The following is an 18,820-nucleotide window of genomic DNA, read 5'->3' as shown; positions in this document are numbered from 1 at the left end:
GAGATTTTGCCTGTCCGGCCGGGTTTAACCCACGGATGAAGCAGGAGAGCCAAAATCTCCGTCGAATTCGCAGGCCGGCCGGCCGGCAGGTCAGGCAGGTCAGGTCGGCCGGCAGGTCAGGCAGCGGGGGCGAGGAGCCCCGGCCACCAGGTGAGGGCGAGCGGGTACCCGACGAAGGAGACGATGTCGAGGATCCAGTGCGCAATCACGAGCGGCATCGTGCGTCCCCAACGCAGATAGCACCAGCCGAACAGCACCCCCATGGCCGCATTGCCGAAGAACGGCCCGATGCCCTGGTAGAGATGGTAGCTGCCGCGCAAAAGCGCCGAGGACACGATGATGGTCCAGGTGGACCAACCCAGCTCGCGCAGCCGGGTAAACAGGTAGCCGACCACAATCAGCTCCTCGACCAGTGCCGAGCGCAACGCCGAGAGCACCAGGATCGGGATCGTCCACCAGAACGTGTCGAGCGGCGACGGCACGATCGCCACGGTGAAGCCGAGGGACCGCCCGGCGAGGTAGAGCCCCAGTCCGGGGATACCGATCACGAGCACCAGCCCGAAACCGCGCATTAGGTCGCGCCCCGGCTGCGTGAAGTCGAAGCCCAGCCGCCGGAACGGACTCTGCCCCGGCAGCCACAGCAGGTAGAGCACCAGGGCCACGGCGAACAGGGCGAAGAAGATGCCGAGGAACTGATAGCTGAAGTCGAGCCATTCCCGCGGCGACTGCGACCCGTTCAGGGTCGCCGACTGCTCCGAGAGCGGCCGGGCGTCGGTCAGCCGGGCGATGATCGAAATGATCGAGTAGAGCGCGGATGCCCCGAGCGACATTCCGAGGACGATCCCCACCTCCCAGCGGAGCCCGGTTCGATTGCCGCGCAGAGTCACGCGCCCGGCTTCATCCGGCAGGCCGGTGTTCCCCCGGGCAGCCGGTGGCGGTACCGCGCCACGAGCCGGTAGCCCACTTCGGCCGCCCACGACCACGGCGGCACGGTGCCGAGCCAGCCCAAGACGCGCATGAGCACATTCGGCTGGTGCCGAAGCAGGGCGGCCACGGCCGCGGCGCCGCCGAACCGGTGGTCGTCGACGATCAGCCAAACCCGGGACTGGGCATCCTTTGTCGTCAGCGCATAGGAGGCCAGGTCGGTCCACTGGTAGGGAGCGGAAGCCGGCATGCCGGGAATCAGACGCTTCATGGTGTTCACGGAGGTCGTGCAGAACGCGCAGTCGCCGTCGAAGATCAACAGCGGAGGGCGTGCGTGGGCGGTCACAATCATCCTCCCATCTTCCCACTGCTCGGAACGTGCAGGTTGCTGAATTCGGTGGGCGGATTGCGCGCAAGAACCTGCTGTGGCGCAACTATCCTGCGCAGTTTGTTTCGCATCTGTAACGTTTCCCCAATAGATTATGCGAAGTCCGCGCCCACTCTTTAAGGTCGGTATATCCGAGATGTCTGCTCGCCCGAGGGTCACGCGGCATTTCCCTGTGCACTGGAGGAAAATTGAAAATCAGGAGACTGGGCATACCTGCCATCGCCTTGGCTGCCGCGGGAGCCCTCGTGCTCTCCGGTTGCGCCAGTGGAGACGCCCCGGCAGAGAGTGACACCGCGGCGATCATCACCACGAACGGATCCGAGCCGCAGAACCCGCTGGTCCCGACGAACACCACCGAGACCGGAGGCGGCAAGATCACCACCTCGATCTTCGCCGGGCTCGTCTCGTACAACGCCAAAGGCGAGATCGAGAACGAGGTCGCCAAGTCGATCGAGTCCGACGACGCCCAGAACTGGACCGTCACGCTCAACGACGGCTGGGAGTTCACCGACGGCGAGGCCGTCACGGCTGACTCCTTCGTGGACGCCTGGAACTTCGGAGCGAAGTTCAGCAACGCTCAGAGCGCCTCTTACTTCTTTGACAACATCGCCGGCTTCAGCTACGACGCTGACGCCGAACTGACCGGTCTGAAGGTTGTCGACGAATCCACCTTCACGGTCGAGCTGGCCTCGCCCGAGGCCGACTGGCCGCTGCGCCTGGGCTACACGGCGTTCATGCCGCTGCCCTCCGCCGCGTATGAGGACATGGAAGCCTTCGGCGAGAACCCGATCGGCAACGGCCCGTACATGCTGGCCAAAGAGGGCGCCTGGGAGCACGAGGTCGGAATCGACCTCGTCACCAACCCCGAGTACGACGGCGTGCGCAAGCCCGCCAATGGTGGCCTGAACATCGTCTTCTACGCCTCGATGGACGCCGCGTACGCGGATGTCCAGGGTGGCAACCTCGACGTGCTCGACGCCGTCCCGGACGCCGCGTTCGAGTCCTACGAGTCGGACTTCCCGGACCGCTTCGTGAACCAGCCGGCCGCCATCTTCCAGGGCTTCAACATGCCGTACTACCTCGAGCACTGGAGTGGTGAGGAGGGCAAGCTGCGACGCGCCGCCATCTCGATGTCGATCGACCGCAAGGAAATCACGGACGTCATCTTCCAGGGCACGCGCACCCCTGCGACCGACTTCACTTCGCCGGTCATCGACGGTTACTCCGATTCCCTCAAGGGTGCCGAAGTCCTCGAATACAACCCGAAAGAAGCCAAGGCCAAGTGGGCCGAAGCCGACGCGATCGCACCTTACACCGGCACGTTCGACCTCGCCTACAACTCCGACGGCGGCCATGCCGCCTGGGTCGACGCGGTGACCAACAGCATCAAGAACACGTTGGGCATCGAAGCCATCGGCAAGCCGTACCCGACGTTCGCTGCGGCGCTCGACGACCGTTCCGCCGACAAGCTGACCGGTGGAACCCGCGCCGGCTGGCAGGGTGACTACCCGTCGCTGTACAACTTCCTCGCTCCGCTGTACCAGACCGGTGCCGGCTCGAACTACGAGGACTACACCAGCGAAGAGTTCGACGCGCTGCTCAAGGAAGGCGCAGCCGCGTCCTCCGTCGAGGACGCCACCGCGAAGTACCAGGAAGCACAGGAAGTCCTCCTCGCCGACCTTCCCACGATCCCGCTCTGGTACTCCAACGTCAGTGGCGTCTGGTCCGAGTCGGTCGAGAACGTCGTCTTCGGCTGGGACTCCGTGCCGATGTACACCGACATCACCAAGAGCGAGTAGCTCTCGTTCAACCAGCTCGTCAGCAGTAAACAGATAACACGTGTGGGGTTCGGGGCATACAGCCCCGGACCCCACACGTGACTAGACTCAACCAGTGATTGTGAATTTCATGTACATACGTTCCGGCTTGGGGACCTGATGATCTGGTATACCGGCAAACGCCTGCTCCAGATGATCCCGGTGTTTTTCGGTGCGACACTCCTGATCTACTTCATGGTGTTCTCTCTTCCCGGAGACCCCATCGCGGCCCTGTACGGCGATCGGCCCCCGGCTCCTGGAGTGATCGAGCAGATCCGCGCCCAGTACAACCTGGACAAGCCATTCATCGTGCAGTACTTCATCTACATCGGCAACTTCTTTCAGGGTGACCTTGGCACCACCTACTCCGGCCGCCCGGTCAGCGACGTGATGGCGAAGGCCTTCCCGATCACCGCCCGTCTGGCCCTGCTCGCGCTGGCCATAGAAGCCATCTTCGGCATCCTCGTCGGTCTCGTCGCTGGGCTCCGCAAGGGCAAGCTCTTCGACACCAGCGCCCTCGTGGTCAGCCTCCTCCTGATCAGCGTCCCCACGTTCGTGATCGGTTTCGTGCTGCAATACGTCTTCGCGGTGAAGCTCGGCTGGGCGCGCACCACGGTGAGCAGCGAAGCTCCCCTGAGTGAACTGCTGCTGCCGGCCCTTGTTCTGGCCTCCGTCTCCTTCGCCTACATTGTGCGGCTCACCCGGGCCAGTGTCTCCGACAACCTCAGTGCGGATTTCGTGCGCACCGCCACAGCAAAGGGGCTCTCCCGCCGCCGGGTGGTGGGCGTGCACGTGTTGCGCAACTCCCTGGTCCCGGTCGTCACCTTCCTCGGCGTCGACCTCGGCTCACTGATGGTCGGTGCCATCGTCACCGAGGGCATCTTCAACATCAACGGCGTCGGCGGCACCGTCTATAAGGCGATCAAGCTCGGCGAAGGACCCACCGTGGTGTCGTTCATCGCGGTGATGGTCGTGATCTTCGTGCTGGCCAACCTGCTCGTCGACCTCCTCTACGCAGCTCTGGACCCGAGGATTCGTTATGCCAAATAAGAACCCGAACGCGCAGACCCACTACGTGGCCGCGCTCGAAGAAACCCCGGTCGAAGTCGTCGACCGCCTCGATGAATCGCAGAAGGCCCGCAGCACCTGGGCGGATGCCTGGGACGCCATGCGCGTGCGGCCCACCTTCTGGATCTCTTCGGCCCTGATCCTCCTGATCGTTATCGTCGCCCTGTTCCCGAGCCTGTTCGCCCAGGTGTCACCCACCGAGTGCGACCTCGGCGACAGCCACGCTGGTCCGGGAGACGGACATCCGCTCGGCTACACCCGTCAGGGCTGCGACATCTACGCGCGAATCATCTTCGGCACGCAGGCCTCGGTCACCGTCGGCCTGCTTGCCACGATCCTGGTGACCTTCACGGGAATCATCGTCGGCGCGCTCGCCGGTTACTACGGCGGCGTGCTCGACTCAATCGTCTCCCGCATCGGCGACATCTTCTTCGCCGTCCCCACCGTGCTGGGCGCGATCGTGCTCATGTCGGTCCTGCCGGAGCGAACCCCCGTCACCATCGCACTCGTGCTGTCGCTTTTCGCTTGGCCGCAGATCGCGAGAATCATGCGCGGCGCGGTACTCTCCGCCCGCAACTCGGACTACGTCACGGCGTCCGTCGCCCTGGGCGTCAGCAAATTCCGGATTCTGCTGCGCCACGTCGTGCCGAACTCGATCGCCCCCGTGATCGTGATCGCCACCGTCTCGCTGGGCACGTTCATCGTGGCCGAGGCCACCCTGTCGTTCCTCGGCATCGGCCTCCCGCCGGGCATCATGTCCTGGGGTAACGACATCGACGCGGCGAAGAGTTCGCTCCGCACCAACCCGCAGGTGCTGCTCTACCCTGCGGCGGCACTGTCCGTGACCGTTCTCGCGTTCCTCATGCTGGGCGACGTCGTGCGCGACGCCCTCGACCCCGAAGCGAGGGCCCGCCGATGAGCCAGACCGTCATCGAATCCATCGGCGAGAGCGCCGTCGTTTCCACCGAGCCTCTGCTCCAGATCCGCGACCTCGAGGTCGGTTTTCAGACCCAGCACGGCCTCGTCCCCGCCGTGCGGGGGGTCAGCCTCACCCTGTATGCCGGTCAGACGCTGGCGATCGTGGGGGAGTCCGGCTCGGGCAAGACCACGACCGCACAGGCCATCATCAAGCTCCTCGCCGGTACCGGCAAGATTACGGCCGGACAGATCCTGTTCGAGGGCCGCGACCTCGCCGGGCTGTCGGACAAACAGATGCAGGATGTGCGCGGTCGCCTGATCGGCTACGTGCCGCAGGACCCGATGAGCAACCTGAACCCCGTCTGGAACATCGGCTTCCAGGTTGAGGAGGCCATCAGGGCAAACAACGTGGCTCAGGGCAAGGCGGCGCGTCAGCGCACCATCCAGGTGCTGCAGGAGGCGGGCCTCAGCGACGCGGAGGACCGCCTCAAGCAGTTCCCGCACCAGTTCTCCGGCGGCATGCGCCAGCGTGTTCTGATCGGCATCGGCCTGTCCGCCCGGCCGAAGCTCCTGATCGCCGACGAGCCCACCTCGGCGCTCGACGTCACGGTGCAGCGTCAGATCCTGGACCACCTCGGCACCCTCACCCGCGACTACGGCACCTCGGTGCTGTTCATCACCCACGACCTCGGCCTCGCGGCCGAGCGAGCCGAGCAGCTCGTCGTGATGTACAAGGGCAAGGTCGTCGAATCCGGGCCGTCGCTGGAGATCCTCGCCAACCCGCAGCATCCCTATACCCAGCGCCTTGTGGCCGCGGCTCCGAGCCTCGCGTCGCGCCGCATCCAGTCGGCCAAGAGCCAGGATGCGGACGACGTGGAGATCTTCTCCGGTGGATCGCTCGACACGACCCTCGTGGCCCGTGCGGCCGAGCGGGAGCAGGCGGCGGCGACGCAGGACCTGATCAAGGTGCAGAACATCTCCAAGATGTACCGCATCCGCACCAAGGGTCTGAGGTACAACGAGCTGCTGGCCGTCAACGACGTCTCCTTCGCCATCAAGAAGGGCACCACCACGGCGCTCGTCGGCGAATCCGGGTCGGGCAAGTCGACGGTGGCCAAGCTCATCCTGCAGTTGGAGAGCATCACCAGCGGGCAGATCGAATTCGACGGCCAGGATGTCGCCGGGCTCAAGGGTGCGGCGCTGCTCAAGTTCCGGCGTCGCGTTCAGCCGGTCTTCCAGGACCCGTACGGTTCCCTGGACCCGCAGTACAACGTGGGCAACACGATCGCGGAGCCCCTGCTGGCCCACAAGATCGGCAACGCCGCGGAGCGGCAGGCCCGCGTGCGCGAGTTGCTTGACCAGGTCTCCCTTCCCTGGGCCACCCGGTACCGGTACCCGAGCGAACTGTCCGGTGGGCAGCGCCAGCGCATCGCCGTGGCGCGCGCCCTGGCGCTCAAGCCGGACGTGCTCGTGCTCGACGAGGCGGTCTCCGCCCTCGACGTGCTCGTGCAGGGACAGATCCTCAACCTGCTCACCGAGCTGCAGACTGAACTGGGCCTGACCTACCTGTTCATCACGCATGACCTCGCGGTCGTGCGGCTCGTCGCCGACAACGTCTGCGTCATGCAGAAGGGCAAGATCGTCGAGACCGCGTCCACGGACGAGGTCTTCGACAGTCCTCGCGAGGCCTACACCCAGGAGCTGCTCGCGGCCATCCCCGGTGGCAACTTCCAGTTTGGCCGCTGACCGGGTTCCGGGTGCTTCGGCACCAGGTCGTCGTGGTGACCCGATCGGGCGAACGCCTCGTGTGCTGGGGTGCACCGTCCGCTGTCCGGTCGTCGGTGGCGACTTCGCCGGAGACCTCTCGGGCGGCCGGGCAGGTGCGGGAGGCCAGCGGGCGGATCACCGGGTCGTCCGCGCACCGGGCCATCCGCGGCTTCTGGGACCGGCACGAGGCTCCGCAGCGCGCCGGGGAGCGAGTGGTGCGCCGCTGGCATCGACGGTCGTTCCTGGTCGGCGCCGTGCTCGTCCTCGGGCCGGCCGTTCAGCTGGCGTGGTCGTCGCTGGCCTGAATTTTCTGGTTGCGCCTGAGCTTTGCTCCAGGACAGATCGTGTTCTTGCGCATTGTGCCCTCAAAGTTTCAAAACTGTTACATTTTCCGTCTTAAAGTGCCCCAGACTGGCATCTGGGGCAGAGTCGCTTCACGCAGGCATAGGCTCTCCCCTCAAGCACACGAGAGCAGTTCCTTCCCCCGGTATCCCGGCGGGGGGAACGATGGAGGAGTCTTCATGGTTTCGCATCGTTGTACGCAGATCGTCGCCGTTCCCGGCACACTGGTCTGATCCGAGCTCAACCCGGCCGCGGTCTGGGAAGAGCGCACTCCGATCACGTACAAGGACTACGTGGCCACCTGGACGGCCATGAACGGCACCAACGAGAAGTATTCCCCAGCCTCCACGGCCATCTTCGACCAGATCAGCGCGATCGAATCCACCGGAACCGAATTCGATTTCACGGTCACGTTCGACTCGATCAACGCCGACTGGGCGTCGATCTTCACGAGCGTGCTGCCGGCCAGCGGCGCATCGGCAGCCACGTCGTTCGGCAACTCCGAAACCGACCTGCTCCACATCTCGTCGAACGCCGATGCCGACCAGAGGGCTGAGAAGCGCGCGGATGCCGAGATCCAGGCATCCGGTGGCCTCACCTGGACCCACGTCACCATGAACGGCTCGAAGGGCCCGCTCGCGGACGTCGAACTGCGGCGCGCCATCGGCCACGCCGTCAACCGCGGTCTCATCTCCGAGTCGGTCAACACGCCGGTAGGCGTCGACGCCACCACCCAGGGCAGCTTCATCTTTATGCCGGGTCAAAAGGGATATGAAGACAACGTGGGCGACGCAATCGGCTACGACGTGGCCAACACGGAGCTCGACACCGACAAGCGCATCGTCATCGCCAACGAGATCAACACGGTCCTCGCCGCGTACGTGCCCATCATCCCGATCGCGCCGCTGCCGAACGTGTACGCCGTGAAGTCCGGCCTCGTCAACCACAGGGCCACCCAGTGGCGGACACACCCGCAACACAGCACGGAGGACGGGACGGGGACTTGAGCCCTCCGCCCCGTTTTTCGTGCTCCGAGTCGGGATCCGAGGGACTCTCAGCCCCCGGACGGGGAGAGTGCGGTAGGATTGTCCGTTGGGTCGGACTTTGACCACACACATCCATTCTTCGTCGCATGCGGTACTTTGCGGCATCCATTCTTCGTAAGGATTTACTTCATGGCGATTGCCACGCGCAATAACCTCCGAAATGTCGCGATCGTAGCCCACGTTGACCACGGCAAGACCACGCTGGTCGACGCGATGCTCCAGCAGACCAACTCGTTCGCCGAGCACTCACACACCGAAGAGCGCGCCATGGACTCGAACGAACTCGAGCGCGAAAAAGGCATCACCATCCTCGCCAAGAACACGGCGATCTCCTACAAGGGCATCCACGCCAAGGATGGCCCCATCACCATCAACGTGATCGACACCCCCGGCCACGCCGACTTCGGCGGTGAGGTCGAGCGCGGCCTCTCCATGGTCGACGGTGTTGTGCTTCTCGTCGACGCCAGTGAGGGTCCGCTGCCGCAGACCCGCTTCGTGCTGCGCAAGGCGCTCGAGGCCCACCTGCCCGTCATTCTCCTGGTGAACAAGACTGACCGTCCCGATGCTCGCATCGACGAGGTCGTCGAGGAAAGCCAGGACCTGCTCCTCGGCCTCGCCAGCGACATGGCCGACGATGTGCCCGACCTCGACCTCGACCTGGTTCTCAACGTGCCCGTCGTCTACGCGTCCGGCCGTAACGGGTCCGCCAGCCTCAACCGTCCCGAGAACGGCCAGCTGCCCGACAACGAAGACCTCGAGCCGCTCTTCGCAGCGATCCTCGAGCACATTCCAGCGCCGGTCTACGACGACCAGCACCCGCTGCAGGCCTGGGTAACCAACCTCGACTCCTCGCCGTTCCTCGGCCGTCTCGCACTGTTGCGCATCTTCCAGGGCACCATCAAGAAGGGTCAGACGGTCGCCTGGATCAAGCACGACGGCACCATCGCAAATGTGCGTGTCACCGAGCTCATGATCACCAAGGCGCTCGACCGCTACCCAACCGAGAGCGCCGGCCCCGGCGACATCGTCGCTGTCGCCGGATTCGCCGACATCACCATCGGTGAGACCTTGGCCGACCCAGAGGACCCGCGCCCGCTGCCGACCATCACGGTCGACGACCCGGCCATCTCGATGACGATCGGCACCAACACCTCGCCGCTCATCGGCAAGGTCAAGGGCCACAAGCTCACCGCCCGCATGGTCAAGGACCGTCTCGACAAGGAGCTCGTCGGCAACGTCTCGCTCCGCGTTATCGATATCGGTCGCCCGGATGCCTGGGAAGTCCAGGGCCGAGGCGAACTCGCCCTCGCCATCCTGGTGGAGCAGATGCGACGCGAAGGCTTTGAGCTCACCGTCGGCAAGCCGCAGGTCGTCGTCAAGCGCGTCGAAGGCAAAATTCACGAGCCGTACGAGCACCTCACTATCGACTCGCCGGAAGAGTACCTCGGCGCGATCACCCAGCTGCTCGCCGCCCGCAAGGGACGCATGGAGAACATGGCGAACCACGGCACCGGCTGGGTCCGGATGGAATTCATCGTTCCGTCGCGTGGCCTGATCGGATTCCGCACCGAGTTCCTCACGGACACCCGCGGCACCGGTATCGCCAACGCCATCTTCCACGGCTACGAGGCCTGGGCCGGCACGATCACCACTCGTACCAACGGCTCGATCGTCGCCGACCGGTCCGGCGTGGTCACGCCGTTCGCGATCATCGCTCTGCAGGAGCGCATGTCGTTCTTTGTCAACCCGACCGAAGAGGTCTATGAGGGCATGGTCATCGGCGAGAACTCGCGCGCCGACGACATGGACGTGAACATCACCAAGGAGAAGAAACTGACCAATATGCGTCAGTCCACCTCCGACACGTTCGAGTCGATGACCCCGTCCAAGCAGCTCACGCTCGAGCAGTGCCTCGAGTTCGCCCGTGAAGACGAATGCGTCGAGGTCACCCCGGCCGTCGTGCGCATCCGCAAGGTCGAGTTGGCCGCCTCGGCACGTCAGCGCAACGTCTCGCGTCTGAAAAAGCAGGACGCGAACTAACCGTCGCCACCGTGCGGCTGAGCGGCCGCGACGAGCGAAACCGTAGGGGTGCGGTTATGGTTTTCCATAGTGCTGCCCCTGCGGTTTCGCGCTTTTAAGCACGTGAACGATCGAACCGAAGGATGGGATCCCTGATGCAGTTGAACCGAGTACGTGTGCTGGCCGTGACCTTGGCCGTCGCGGGCGTGGCCCTGCTGTCCGGATGCTCCGGCGAGGCCGTCGGCTCCGCGGTCGACGGCGCGGTGAACGGGGCAACCGGAGGCGATGTCAGCCTGGGCGGGCAGCTGCCCGAGGGCTGGCCGGAAGAGATCCCCGTGATCGACGGGGATCTCGGTTTCGGGGCAGCGAACACCGCGGACGCCGGCCGGGGCTGGGTCGTCACCGTCACCACCAGCGCCGCGGACCCGCTGGCCGACGCCACGGCGATGCTCGAGGCTGCCGGTTTCAGCGCCGACAACGCCGCCACCGCGAACGTCGGCAATGCCGGCGTCGCGGCCCTGACGAACGAGACCTGGTCGGTGGTCGTCGCCGGCACTCCCGAGGGTGTGCTCTACACGGTGTCCCCGGCCGCCTAGCTGAGAACCAATTCGACGGAGATTCTTTCGAAAAACGACTGTTTTGTCGTGTTTGGGAGTGGTTCGGGCAAAATCTCCGTCGAATTCGTTCGGGCCGGAGTTGCTGCACCGGGTCAGGCCGACCGAAAGGCAGGCTCACTCAGCCGCGGGGGATCAGGCGAAGAGGGCGGCACCCGCGTAGGAGCCGCGGGCGGCCCCAAGCGGCCCCGGGCGGGACGGCGCAGAGGGCTGACCCGACGTGGCGGATGTACTCGTTCGGAGCGTCGTGCCGGGCCAGGCGCACGTGCGCTGTCGCGCCGATCAGCGGCAGGTCTGCCCGGCCGGTGAGGGCGAAGTCCGGAGCGGTGAACTCCGTGCCGCCCGACAACGGGGCACCCTCGCCCTTCTTGCGGCCGAACACGGCCTCCTGCTCGCGCAGGATGGTGCGGTCCCAGGACTCGATGGTCATCCGGATGCGCCGGGCCACCAGATAGGAGCCGCCGGCCAGCCAGGCGGGCCCGTCTCCGCCGCCGACCCAGACATGGTCGGCGGCGGCATCCGGCTCCTCTGCCGTGATAATGGATGTGCCGTCCTTGAAACCGAAGTGGTTGCGCGGCGTGGCCTGCGCCGTACTCGTCGAGGAAGTGGGTCCGAACCCCAATTGAGACCAGCGGAAGGCCGCGCGCCCGAAGGCGATGCGGGAGAGGTTGCGGCTGGCGTGCACGGCCACCTGCGGGTCGTCCACGCAGGCCTGGATGCCGAGGTCGCCGCCACTCCGTCCCGGCTCGAGCCTGTCCCCGGGAAAGTGCGGCATTCGACCAGCTCGACCGGGCTCCGACTCCCGATGCCGAAACGGTCGGCGCCGTCGATGCTCTCGAACAGGCTCGGGCCGAACCCGAACGTGATCGTCAGCCCGGAGGCCGGCAGGCCGAGCGCCTCGCCGGTGTCCTCCGGGGTGCGTCGTAAGGGCCGCTGACGGCCCCGAAATCGCCGATGTCACGCCCCATAGCCATGGCGGCGGCGGCATCGGTCCGGTCGCGGAGCAGTCGACCAACCCGGACCTGATGGTGCCCGCGGAAACGTCGAACGCCGAGGCCGAGCAGCCCGCGACGTGACAGGCCGCGCGACTGCTGTTGCCCGGTCACCTAGAGCACCAGGGTTGCGGTCCGCTGGTTGAGCGGTTCGCCGAGGGCCTTGATCTCGGCCTCGCTCAGCTCGGTGTACGGGGTGAAGCCGTCGCCGACGCGCTGGGCGTCCAGCTGTCTGCAGCGCGGCGAACTCGGTGTCGAGGCTATCGGCGCGGGCGGCATCCCTGTCGACCAGGATGTCCCGCACGCCGGCGTAGAGCACCGCGGCACCGTCGACGTTGGCCTGGAAATCCCAGAGGTCGGTGTGCGATCAGAACTCCTCCTCGCCGGTGACCTTGCCGGTGGCGACCTTGCCGGTGGCGACCTCGTCGAGAAGGCCGATCGCGCCGTTGGTCTGCTGCGACAGCGTGCAGGAGAGGGTCTGCACTTCCTCGTTCAGGGTCGCGGTGTCCTGCATCAGGCGGTCGGCGAGGCGTCGGCGCTCCGCGGCCGGATAGGCGAGAAAACCGGCCTCGGCGTCGGCCGGCCAGAGGTCCTTCTCGATTGGTGCCAGTCGGTGCCGGTGACCAGCTGGGCCACCTGGTCGCGCACAGAGGAGGCGTCGTTGACGTTGGCGGTCTCGATCTGCGCCTCGAGGTCGTCGTCGACCGCGACAACCTGGTCGGAGGCGGTGACGATGAAGCCGGCCTTGCCGATCCCGTCACCGGTCATGCCGGGCTTGCAGGCGGTGACGTATTCGCCGGCGGCCGGCTGCATGACCAGGTCGAGGGTGAGTCCCTGACCGATGTTCTCGGCCTCGCCGTCGATGCGCAGGCCGTCATCGGCGAGCAGGTAGAACTCCGTGACCTGGTCGCCCGAGTTGGTGATGCTGAAGCTGAGGTTGCCGACGGGGGCTTCCTCGGCCGAGACGGTGCCGCATCCGCGCTGCTGTCGACCGTGACGGACGCCCCGGCGGAACCGGCCGGCGCGTTGGCGACGCAGCCGGTGAGGACGAGCAGGCCGAACGCGGAAACTGCGGCGAGGGGAACGAGGCGGGCGTTCATAGGAGTCCCTAGCACAAGGTTCGGGAAGGGGCTGGGTCAGCGGGGAGCGCCGCGGTCTCGGCGGCGTGCTCGTACGCGGGGCTGGTGCTGGGACCACGAGGCCGAGCCCCGAGCCCACAAGGGACCGGTCGATGCTGCACCGGAGTTGGCCGGACAGGTTGCGGGCTCGCGCCAGCATCCAGAACACCATCCAGATCACGAGGCCCGTCGCCACGATCGACAGCACGCCGCCGATGGCCTCCTGGGACGTGAACGACAGGCCGTAGGTGCCGTTGGTGAGCTGCGCGCCGATGCCGAGCGCCAGCAGCACGGCGAGGCTGCATCCGGTCCGGATACGCCGGAGCACGTCCCGGCGGCCGACCTTCACGACGTAGGCCACGAGGATGGTCACGATGAGGGCGACTTCGAGGCCTTCACGGAGGCCGATCAGGTAATTGCGCGAGCACAAGGCTTCCTGGGTTTGAGGGAGAAGTTTGGTGAGGCTAACCTTAGTATCTTGGCTCCAGCTTCGGTTCTGCGATCGTGTCCAGCTATCATTCATGCGCGGGTGTCCGCCCGTCCCAACTCCGTGGAGCTCAGCAATGGTCATGTCCGGCAGCGCAGAACGAGTCGTGTTCGTGCACGACCGGCCCGGTCAGGAATCCCTTTTGACCGGCGGAACCATCGCCCGGCTGCGGTCAGACGACGCCGAGGTCGTCGTTCTGTTCGGCTCCACGGACTCCCACTCCGCGGACGACTCCGACGTGCGCGCAGCCATGGCGGCGCTCGACGTAAGCGACTGGCGGATGCTGCCCGCGGCATCCGGGGCGCAGTCACTGGCCGAGGCCGTCGCCGACGTGCTCGCGGACGTGCACGCCACCGCGGTCGTGATCGGCGCCGACGACGACACCCTCCGCCGGGCGGCCGCCGGGGCCGCCGACAGCCTGAATGTGCCGGTCTTCGAGCACCGCCAGGTGACGGATGCCGTCGGCCAGCGGCTGGTCGCGATCGATGTGAGCGGCCAGGTCGACCAGAAGCTGCGCGCCCTCGCCGCGTATGCGCGCCGCTGGAGCGTCACCGACCACACCGTCGTGCCGGTCGAGTCGGTGGCCGCGGCCGACCCGGCCGACCCGGCCGACCCGGCGGACCGCCCGGTCACAATCGGTGGCACCGAGACCTTCCTGCGGCTGCCCCTGGCGCACGCTCCCGACCCGGACGCGACCCCCGGGCTGCTCAGCCGCGGCCTGGCCGCGGTCGTCGCCCTCCTGACCGGGGCCGCCTTCGGCGTGCTCGGCACGATCGCGCACCAGGCCACCCTCCCAATCGGGCCCGTGACGATCCCGATCGGGCTGATCCTGGCCCTGGCCGGAATCATGACGCTCCTGGCAGGTCTCCGTCTGATGCTGGGGGACCGCCTGGTCGTCTTTTCCTGCGCGATCGGCCTCCTCGGCACGATCTTCATCCTGTCTCTGCGCAGCACCGGCGGCTCTGTCCTGGTCCCCGAGGGGATTCCGGGTTTGCTCTGGACCGTCGTGCCGACCCTGGTGGCCACGATCGTGCTGGCCTGGCCACGAATCCCGGCCCGTCCGCGTTCGGCATAGACTAGATATTCGCTTGTGAAGGGAGCCCTCCAACGTGACATACGTCATTGCTCTGCCGTGCGTCGACGTGAAGGACCGCGCCTGCGTCGACGAGTGCCCGGTCGACTGCATCTACGAGGGTGACCGCTCGCTCTACATCCACCCCGACGAGTGCGTCGACTGCGGTGCCTGCGAACCGGTCTGCCCGGTCGAGGCCATCTACTACGAGGACGATGTGCCCGAGCAGTGGGCCGAGTACTACAAAGCCAACGTCGAGTTCTTCGACGACATCGGCTCGCCCGGCGGGGCGGCCAAGGTCGGCGTGATCCATAAGGACCACCCCATCATTGCCGTGCTGCCTCCCCAGGTCTGATTCAGCCATGCTGAAGCCGCTCCCCGACTACCCGTGGGACCAGATGGTCCCCTTCGCCGCTCGGGCCCGGGCCCATGCGGGCGGCATCGTCGATCTGTCGATCGGTTCGCCGGTGGACCCGACGCCCGAGGTCATCCGCCGAGCGCTGGCCCAGGCCACCGACGCCCACTCTTACCCGCAGACCGCCGGCACGCCGGAGCTGCGGCGGGCGATCATCGACTGGTACGAGCGCCGGCGCGGCGTCACCGGCCTCACCGAGAAGAACGTTCTGCCGACCATCGGGTCGAAGGAGATAGTGGCCCTGCTGCCCTTCATGCTCGGGTTCGGCGAGGGTGACACCATTGTGCATCCGCTTGCCGCGTACCCGACGTACAGCATCGGCGCGGCCATGGCCGGAGCGGACGCCCTCGCCGCCGACGACCCCGCCGACTGGCCCGAGACGACGAAGCTGGTGTGGCTGAACAGCCCGGGCAACCCGGATGGCCGGGTTCTCTCGGTCGACGCGCTGCGCACGGCCGTCGCGCGCGCCCGGGAACTCGGCGCGGTGATCGTCTCCGACGAATGCTACGCCGAGCTCGGCTGGACCGACGGGTGGGATGCCCGGCCGACCCCGAGCATCCTGGACCCCCGCGTCATCGGGCAGGACCGGCACGATGTGCTCGCGCTCTACTCCTTGAGCAAGCAGTCGAACATGGCCGGCTACCGCGGCGCGTTCGCGGCCGGCTGCGCGGACCTGCTCGCCCGGGTGCTGACCGTGCGCAAGCATGCCGGCCTCATGCTTCCCGCGCCGCTGCAAGCCGCCATGGTGGCCGCGCTCGGCGACGACGAACACGTCATCGTGCAGCGTCGGCGCTACCAGGCGCGACGCGAGGTGCTGCTGCCCGCACTGGTGGCGGCGGGCTTCCGCATCACCCGCAGTGAGGCCGGGCTTTACCTCTGGGCGACCGAGGGGCGCCCCGCCTGGGAATCGATCGGGCGGCTCGCCGAGCGGGGTATCCTCGCCGGACCCGGTCCGTTCTACGGCGACGGCTACCCGAGACACGTGCGCTTCTCCCTCACTGCCACGGACGAACGCATCGCGGCGGCTGTGACTCGGTTGCACGCTGGCTGATGCCCCACTGTCGGGAAATGTCAACTCTCTCCAATGAAGAGTGGACATTCTTGGTGGATGCAACAGTAGGCGGTTGCGGCCATTAGGCTGTATCCGCGTTGACGTCTCCAGACACACCGGTGTGCTGTGGCCCATCGCCACAGACGGTCAGCCACCAGACGGTTAGGTAGTGATATCCAGTGACACTCAGTCAGACCCAGGGAGCCGCCGTGAGCGACATCGCCGAGCGAACGCCATCCATCGAACCCAAGCAGGCGACACTGTCGTTCCCCGGCGGATCCGCCGAGTTCCCGATCGTGCGCGGCACGGCCGGCGCCTCCGGCATCGATATCTCGACGCTGACCCGCAAATCGGGTCTGATCACCCTCGACTCCGGGTTTGTGAATACCGCGGCCACGCGGTCGGCGATCACGTTCATCGACGGCGAGAAGGGCATCCTGCGCTACCGGGGCTATCCGATCGAGCAGATCGCCCAGAACTCCAACTTCCTCGAGACCGCCTGGCTGTTGATTTACGGTTCCCTTCCTAGCGCGAGCGAACTCGAGGCCTTCGACACGCGCATCCGTCGGCACACCCTGCTGCACGAAGACCTGCGCCGCCTCTTCGACGTGCTGCCGTACAACGCGCACCCGATGGCTGTGCTCTCCGCCGGCACCTCGGCGCTGGCCGCGTACTACCAGGATGCGCTCGAGCCCAACGACCCGGAGCAGGTCGAGCTGGCCACCGTGCACCTGCTCGCCAAGCTGCCCGTGATGGCGGCGTACGCCTACAAGAAGAGCATCGGCCAGGCATTCCTGTATCCCGACAACTCGCTCGGCTACGTGGACAACTTCCTGCGGCTGATCTTCGGCACACTCGCCGAGCCCTACGAGGTGAACCCGGTCGTCAGTAAGGCCCTCGAGCGCCTGCTGATGCTGCACGAGGACCACGAGCAGAACGCGTCGACCTCGACCGTTCGCCTGGTCGGCTCCACTGAGGCGAACCTGTTCGCGTCGGTCTCCGCGGGCATCAACGCGCTTTCCGGGCCTCTGCACGGCGGCGCCAACGAGGCCGTGCTCAAGATGCTGGGCGAGATCAAAGCATCCGGCGAAGGCGTCGAGAAGTTCGTTGAACGGGTCAAGAACAAAGAACAGGGCGTTCGCCTGATGGGCTTCGGCCACCGGGTGTACAAGAACTACGACCCGCGGGCGACCCTGGTCAAGGAGAGCGCCGACGAGGTGCTCGCCGCACTGGGCGTCAAGGACGACCTGCTGGACATCGCCAAGGAACTCGAACACATCGCGCTCAACGACGACTACTTCCGGGAGCGCAAGCTCTATCCGAACGTGGACTTCTACACCGGCGTCATTTACAAGGCGATGGGCTTCCCGACCAGCATGTTCACGGTACTCTTCGCGATCGGCCGGTTGCCCGGCTGGGTGGCGCACTGGCGCGAGATGAACGAGGACCCCACGACCAAGATCGGTCGCCCGCAACAGCTCTACATCGGGTCGCCGGCCCGCGATTTCCCGCGCCGCTAGCCGCCGCGAGGCACCGCGCGCCCGCTGCCGGGATCGGACCAATTCGACGGAGATTCTGCCGAAAATGCCGGTTTCCGGCCTGTTTAGGGCGATTTCGAGCGGAATCTCCGTCGAATTCGTCAGGGACCTGGGGCTGTAGTCGGGCGGCGCCTCGGCGATGATGGTCGGGTGTGTCGTTCCCAAGCCACTCCCTTGCGACTGGCAGCGTACTCAGCGGAGGCGCCGCCGTGCGGGTTGTTTCGGTCGCGCTCGAGCGTCGGACCGGCCGCCCGGCGTCAGGCGTGCAGCTGGGCGTTCAGCACGATGCCGGTGCCGGTGCGCGCCAGCACCTCGACCGCGCCCGAGACCGAGTTGCGGCGGAAAAGCAGGTTCGCGACCCCGGAGAGTTCGACGGCCTTCACCGACGGCGTCGTGCCGTCGGCAGTGCGCGGCTGGCCCGGCAGCAGCACCTTGGTGCCGGCGGTCACATAGAGCCCCGCCTCGACGACGCTGTCGGCGCCGATCGAGATGCCCACCCCGGAATTGGCCCCGAGCAGGGCCCGTTCGCCGATGGACACCCGTTCGGTACCGCCGCCGGAGAGCGTGCCCATGATGGAGGCACCGCCGCCGATGTCGGCGCCGTCACCCACGACGACACCCTGAGAGATCCTGCCCTCGACCATCGAGGTGCCGAGGGTACCGGCGTTGAAGTTGACGAAACCTTCGTGCATCACCGTGGTGCCGGGGGAGAGGTACGCCCCAAGACGCACCCGGGACGCGTCCGCGATCCGCACCCGGTCGGGCGTGACGTAGTTCAGTAGCGGCGGGAACTTGTCGATTCCGGTCGTCTGGATGCCGTGGCGCTGCAGGGCCGGCCGCAGTCGGGTGAAGTCGGCGGGCAGCATCGGGCCGGCATTCGTCCAGACCACGGCGGGCAGGTGGCCGAAGATGCCGTCGAGGTTGAGGGTGTTCGGGCGCACCAGCAGGTGCGACAGCAGGTGCAGGCGCAGGTAGGCATCCGACGTTCCGGCAGGCGCAGCGGTGAGGTCGATCTCGATCGTCACGGCCTCGATTCGCACCATTCGCCTCGGGTCCACCCCGGCGAATTCCTCGAGTTCAGACGGCACGATCCAGCGGTCGCGCCCGGCCGGCAGGGTTCCGAGCCGAGGTTCGGGGAACCAGGTGTCCAGCACCGTGCCGTCGCCGGCGACGGTGGCGAGGCCGTAGCCCCACGCGTTCGAGGGGGAAACGGATGTCGGGGGCACGGCGGAGGTCATGGCTCT

The 18,820-nt window shown here is 66.5% G+C and carries 18 protein-coding genes and 1 pseudogene; 12 read left to right on the top strand and 7 right to left on the bottom strand.

The window, feature by feature from the left end:
* Positions 1 to 116 precede the first annotated feature (116 nt).
* The gene (locus E3O28_RS13970; RefSeq protein ID WP_134416529.1) at positions 117 to 830 is read right to left on the bottom strand and encodes a CPBP family intramembrane glutamic endopeptidase; all 714 of its coding nucleotides are present in this window, start codon (positions 828 to 830) and stop codon (positions 117 to 119) included.
* Between the two features lie 53 nt (positions 831 to 883).
* Positions 884 to 1,270 (bottom strand): DUF393 domain-containing protein, encoded by a 387-nt coding sequence (locus E3O28_RS13965; RefSeq protein ID WP_241973140.1) that lies wholly within the window; start codon positions 1,268 to 1,270, stop codon positions 884 to 886.
* A 230-nt stretch (positions 1,271 to 1,500) separates the two neighbouring features.
* On the opposite strand from E3O28_RS13965, the gene E3O28_RS13960 reads away from it, so the two are divergent.
* The 8 genes from E3O28_RS13960 (at position 1,501) to E3O28_RS13925 (ending at position 10,885) form a co-directional block, all read left to right on the top strand.
* Positions 1,501 to 3,111, top strand: a complete 1,611-nt coding sequence (locus E3O28_RS13960; protein WP_104100878.1) for an ABC transporter substrate-binding protein — start codon at positions 1,501 to 1,503, stop codon at positions 3,109 to 3,111.
* 138 nt (positions 3,112 to 3,249) lie between these two features.
* Positions 3,250 to 4,179: an ABC transporter permease gene (locus E3O28_RS13955; RefSeq protein ID WP_104100879.1), complete on the top strand. Its 930-nt coding sequence runs from the start codon at positions 3,250 to 3,252 to the stop codon at positions 4,177 to 4,179.
* Positions 4,169 to 5,116, top strand: a complete 948-nt coding sequence (locus E3O28_RS13950) for an ABC transporter permease (protein ID WP_104100880.1) — start codon at positions 4,169 to 4,171, stop codon at positions 5,114 to 5,116. Before E3O28_RS13955 ends, E3O28_RS13950 begins: the two co-directional genes overlap by 11 nt.
* Positions 5,113 to 6,861, top strand: coding sequence for an ABC transporter ATP-binding protein (locus E3O28_RS13945; protein WP_134342331.1), 1,749 nt, complete (start codon positions 5,113 to 5,115; stop codon positions 6,859 to 6,861). The genes E3O28_RS13950 and E3O28_RS13945 overlap by 4 nt, the downstream gene beginning before the upstream one ends.
* Before the next feature lie 11 nt (positions 6,862 to 6,872).
* Complete coding sequence (locus E3O28_RS13940) at positions 6,873 to 7,187, top strand: hypothetical protein (protein ID WP_134416486.1); 315 nt, start codon at positions 6,873 to 6,875, stop codon at positions 7,185 to 7,187.
* A 330-nt stretch (positions 7,188 to 7,517) separates the two neighbouring features.
* Positions 7,518 to 8,231 (top strand): ABC transporter substrate-binding protein, encoded by a 714-nt coding sequence (locus tag E3O28_RS13935; RefSeq protein ID WP_134400790.1) that lies wholly within the window; start codon positions 7,518 to 7,520, stop codon positions 8,229 to 8,231.
* A gap of 168 nt (positions 8,232 to 8,399) precedes the next feature.
* On the top strand, positions 8,400 to 10,310 hold the full coding sequence (typA, locus tag E3O28_RS13930; RefSeq protein ID WP_104100884.1) for a translational GTPase TypA: 1,911 nt from the start codon (positions 8,400 to 8,402) through the stop codon (positions 10,308 to 10,310).
* 134 nt (positions 10,311 to 10,444) lie between these two features.
* Positions 10,445 to 10,885 (top strand): hypothetical protein, encoded by a 441-nt coding sequence (locus E3O28_RS13925; RefSeq protein ID WP_134342335.1) that lies wholly within the window; start codon positions 10,445 to 10,447, stop codon positions 10,883 to 10,885.
* A 139-nt stretch (positions 10,886 to 11,024) separates the two neighbouring features.
* Here the strand turns inward: E3O28_RS13925 and E3O28_RS13920 are convergent.
* The 4 genes and pseudogenes from E3O28_RS13920 to E3O28_RS17060 all read right to left on the bottom strand — a co-directional run bounded on the left by E3O28_RS13920 (position 11,025) and on the right by E3O28_RS17060 (position 13,443).
* Positions 11,025 to 11,770 (bottom strand): annotated as a pseudogene (locus tag E3O28_RS13920) (Dyp-type peroxidase).
* Between the two features lie 239 nt (positions 11,771 to 12,009).
* Positions 12,010 to 12,174, bottom strand: coding sequence for a hypothetical protein (locus E3O28_RS17075; RefSeq protein ID WP_241973144.1), 165 nt, complete (start codon positions 12,172 to 12,174; stop codon positions 12,010 to 12,012).
* A gap of 88 nt (positions 12,175 to 12,262) precedes the next feature.
* Entirely contained in the window at positions 12,263 to 12,409 is a 147-nt protein-coding gene (locus E3O28_RS17065; RefSeq protein WP_241973139.1) for a hypothetical protein, read from the bottom strand.
* Positions 12,409 to 13,443, bottom strand: a complete 1,035-nt coding sequence (locus E3O28_RS17060; RefSeq protein WP_241973138.1) for an FTR1 family protein — start codon at positions 13,441 to 13,443, stop codon at positions 12,409 to 12,411. The genes E3O28_RS17065 and E3O28_RS17060 overlap by 1 nt, the downstream gene beginning before the upstream one ends.
* A 139-nt stretch (positions 13,444 to 13,582) precedes the next feature.
* On the opposite strand from E3O28_RS17060, the gene E3O28_RS13905 reads away from it, so the two are divergent.
* From E3O28_RS13905 to E3O28_RS13890, 4 genes are all read left to right on the top strand, one after another.
* Positions 13,583 to 14,575 carry a hypothetical protein gene (locus E3O28_RS13905; protein ID WP_104099173.1) on the top strand — a complete coding sequence of 331 codons (993 nt, stop codon included), beginning with the start codon at positions 13,583 to 13,585 and terminating at the stop codon, positions 14,573 to 14,575.
* A gap of 34 nt (positions 14,576 to 14,609) precedes the next feature.
* The gene (gene fdxA, locus E3O28_RS13900; RefSeq protein ID WP_104099174.1) at positions 14,610 to 14,927 is read left to right on the top strand and encodes a ferredoxin; all 318 of its coding nucleotides are present in this window, start codon (positions 14,610 to 14,612) and stop codon (positions 14,925 to 14,927) included.
* A gap of 7 nt (positions 14,928 to 14,934) precedes the next feature.
* Positions 14,935 to 16,038 (top strand): succinyldiaminopimelate transaminase, encoded by a 1,104-nt coding sequence (dapC, locus tag E3O28_RS13895; protein ID WP_134416484.1) that lies wholly within the window; start codon positions 14,935 to 14,937, stop codon positions 16,036 to 16,038.
* A 218-nt stretch (positions 16,039 to 16,256) separates the two neighbouring features.
* Complete coding sequence (locus E3O28_RS13890; protein WP_104099178.1) at positions 16,257 to 17,558, top strand: citrate synthase; 1,302 nt, start codon at positions 16,257 to 16,259, stop codon at positions 17,556 to 17,558.
* A 275-nt stretch (positions 17,559 to 17,833) separates the two neighbouring features.
* Here E3O28_RS13890 and dapD read toward each other — a convergent pair whose 3' ends face one another.
* Positions 17,834 to 18,814: a 2,3,4,5-tetrahydropyridine-2,6-dicarboxylate N-succinyltransferase gene (gene dapD, locus E3O28_RS13885; protein ID WP_134400793.1), complete on the bottom strand. Its 981-nt coding sequence runs from the start codon at positions 18,812 to 18,814 to the stop codon at positions 17,834 to 17,836.
* Positions 18,815 to 18,820 lie beyond the last annotated feature (6 nt).

The organism is Cryobacterium sp. TMT2-14 (assembly GCF_004402465.1).
Classification (GTDB): domain Bacteria; phylum Actinomycetota; class Actinomycetes; order Actinomycetales; family Microbacteriaceae; genus Cryobacterium; species Cryobacterium sandaracinum.
Note: the sequence above shows the minus strand (reverse complement) of the source record. Positions and strands in the feature narration are given on the sequence as shown.

Bases quoted from the DNA above. Each gene is read 5' to 3' on its own strand.
- typA (WP_104100884.1), top strand. From the start codon at position 8,400: ATGGCGATTGCCACGCGCAATAACCTCCGAAATGTCGCGATCGTAGCC.
- E3O28_RS13945 (WP_134342331.1), top strand. From the start codon at position 5,113: ATGAGCCAGACCGTCATCGAATCCATCGGCGAGAGCGCCGTCGTTTCC.
- E3O28_RS13905 (WP_104099173.1), top strand. From the start codon at position 13,583: ATGTCCGGCAGCGCAGAACGAGTCGTGTTCGTGCACGACCGGCCCGGT.
- dapD (WP_134400793.1), bottom strand. From the start codon at position 18,814: ATGACCTCCGCCGTGCCCCCGACATCCGTTTCCCCCTCGAACGCGTGG.
- E3O28_RS13955 (WP_104100879.1), top strand. From the start codon at position 3,250: ATGATCTGGTATACCGGCAAACGCCTGCTCCAGATGATCCCGGTGTTT.
- dapC (WP_134416484.1), top strand. From the start codon at position 14,935: ATGCTGAAGCCGCTCCCCGACTACCCGTGGGACCAGATGGTCCCCTTC.
- E3O28_RS17075 (WP_241973144.1), bottom strand. From the start codon at position 12,174: ATGCCGCCCGCGCCGATAGCCTCGACACCGAGTTCGCCGCGCTGCAGA.
- E3O28_RS13970 (WP_134416529.1), bottom strand. From the start codon at position 830: ATGTCGCTCGGGGCATCCGCGCTCTACTCGATCATTTCGATCATCGCC.
- E3O28_RS13950 (WP_104100880.1), top strand. From the start codon at position 4,169: ATGCCAAATAAGAACCCGAACGCGCAGACCCACTACGTGGCCGCGCTC.
- E3O28_RS13925 (WP_134342335.1), top strand. From the start codon at position 10,445: ATGCAGTTGAACCGAGTACGTGTGCTGGCCGTGACCTTGGCCGTCGCG.
- E3O28_RS17065 (WP_241973139.1), bottom strand. From the start codon at position 12,409: ATGCAGGACACCGCGACCCTGAACGAGGAAGTGCAGACCCTCTCCTGC.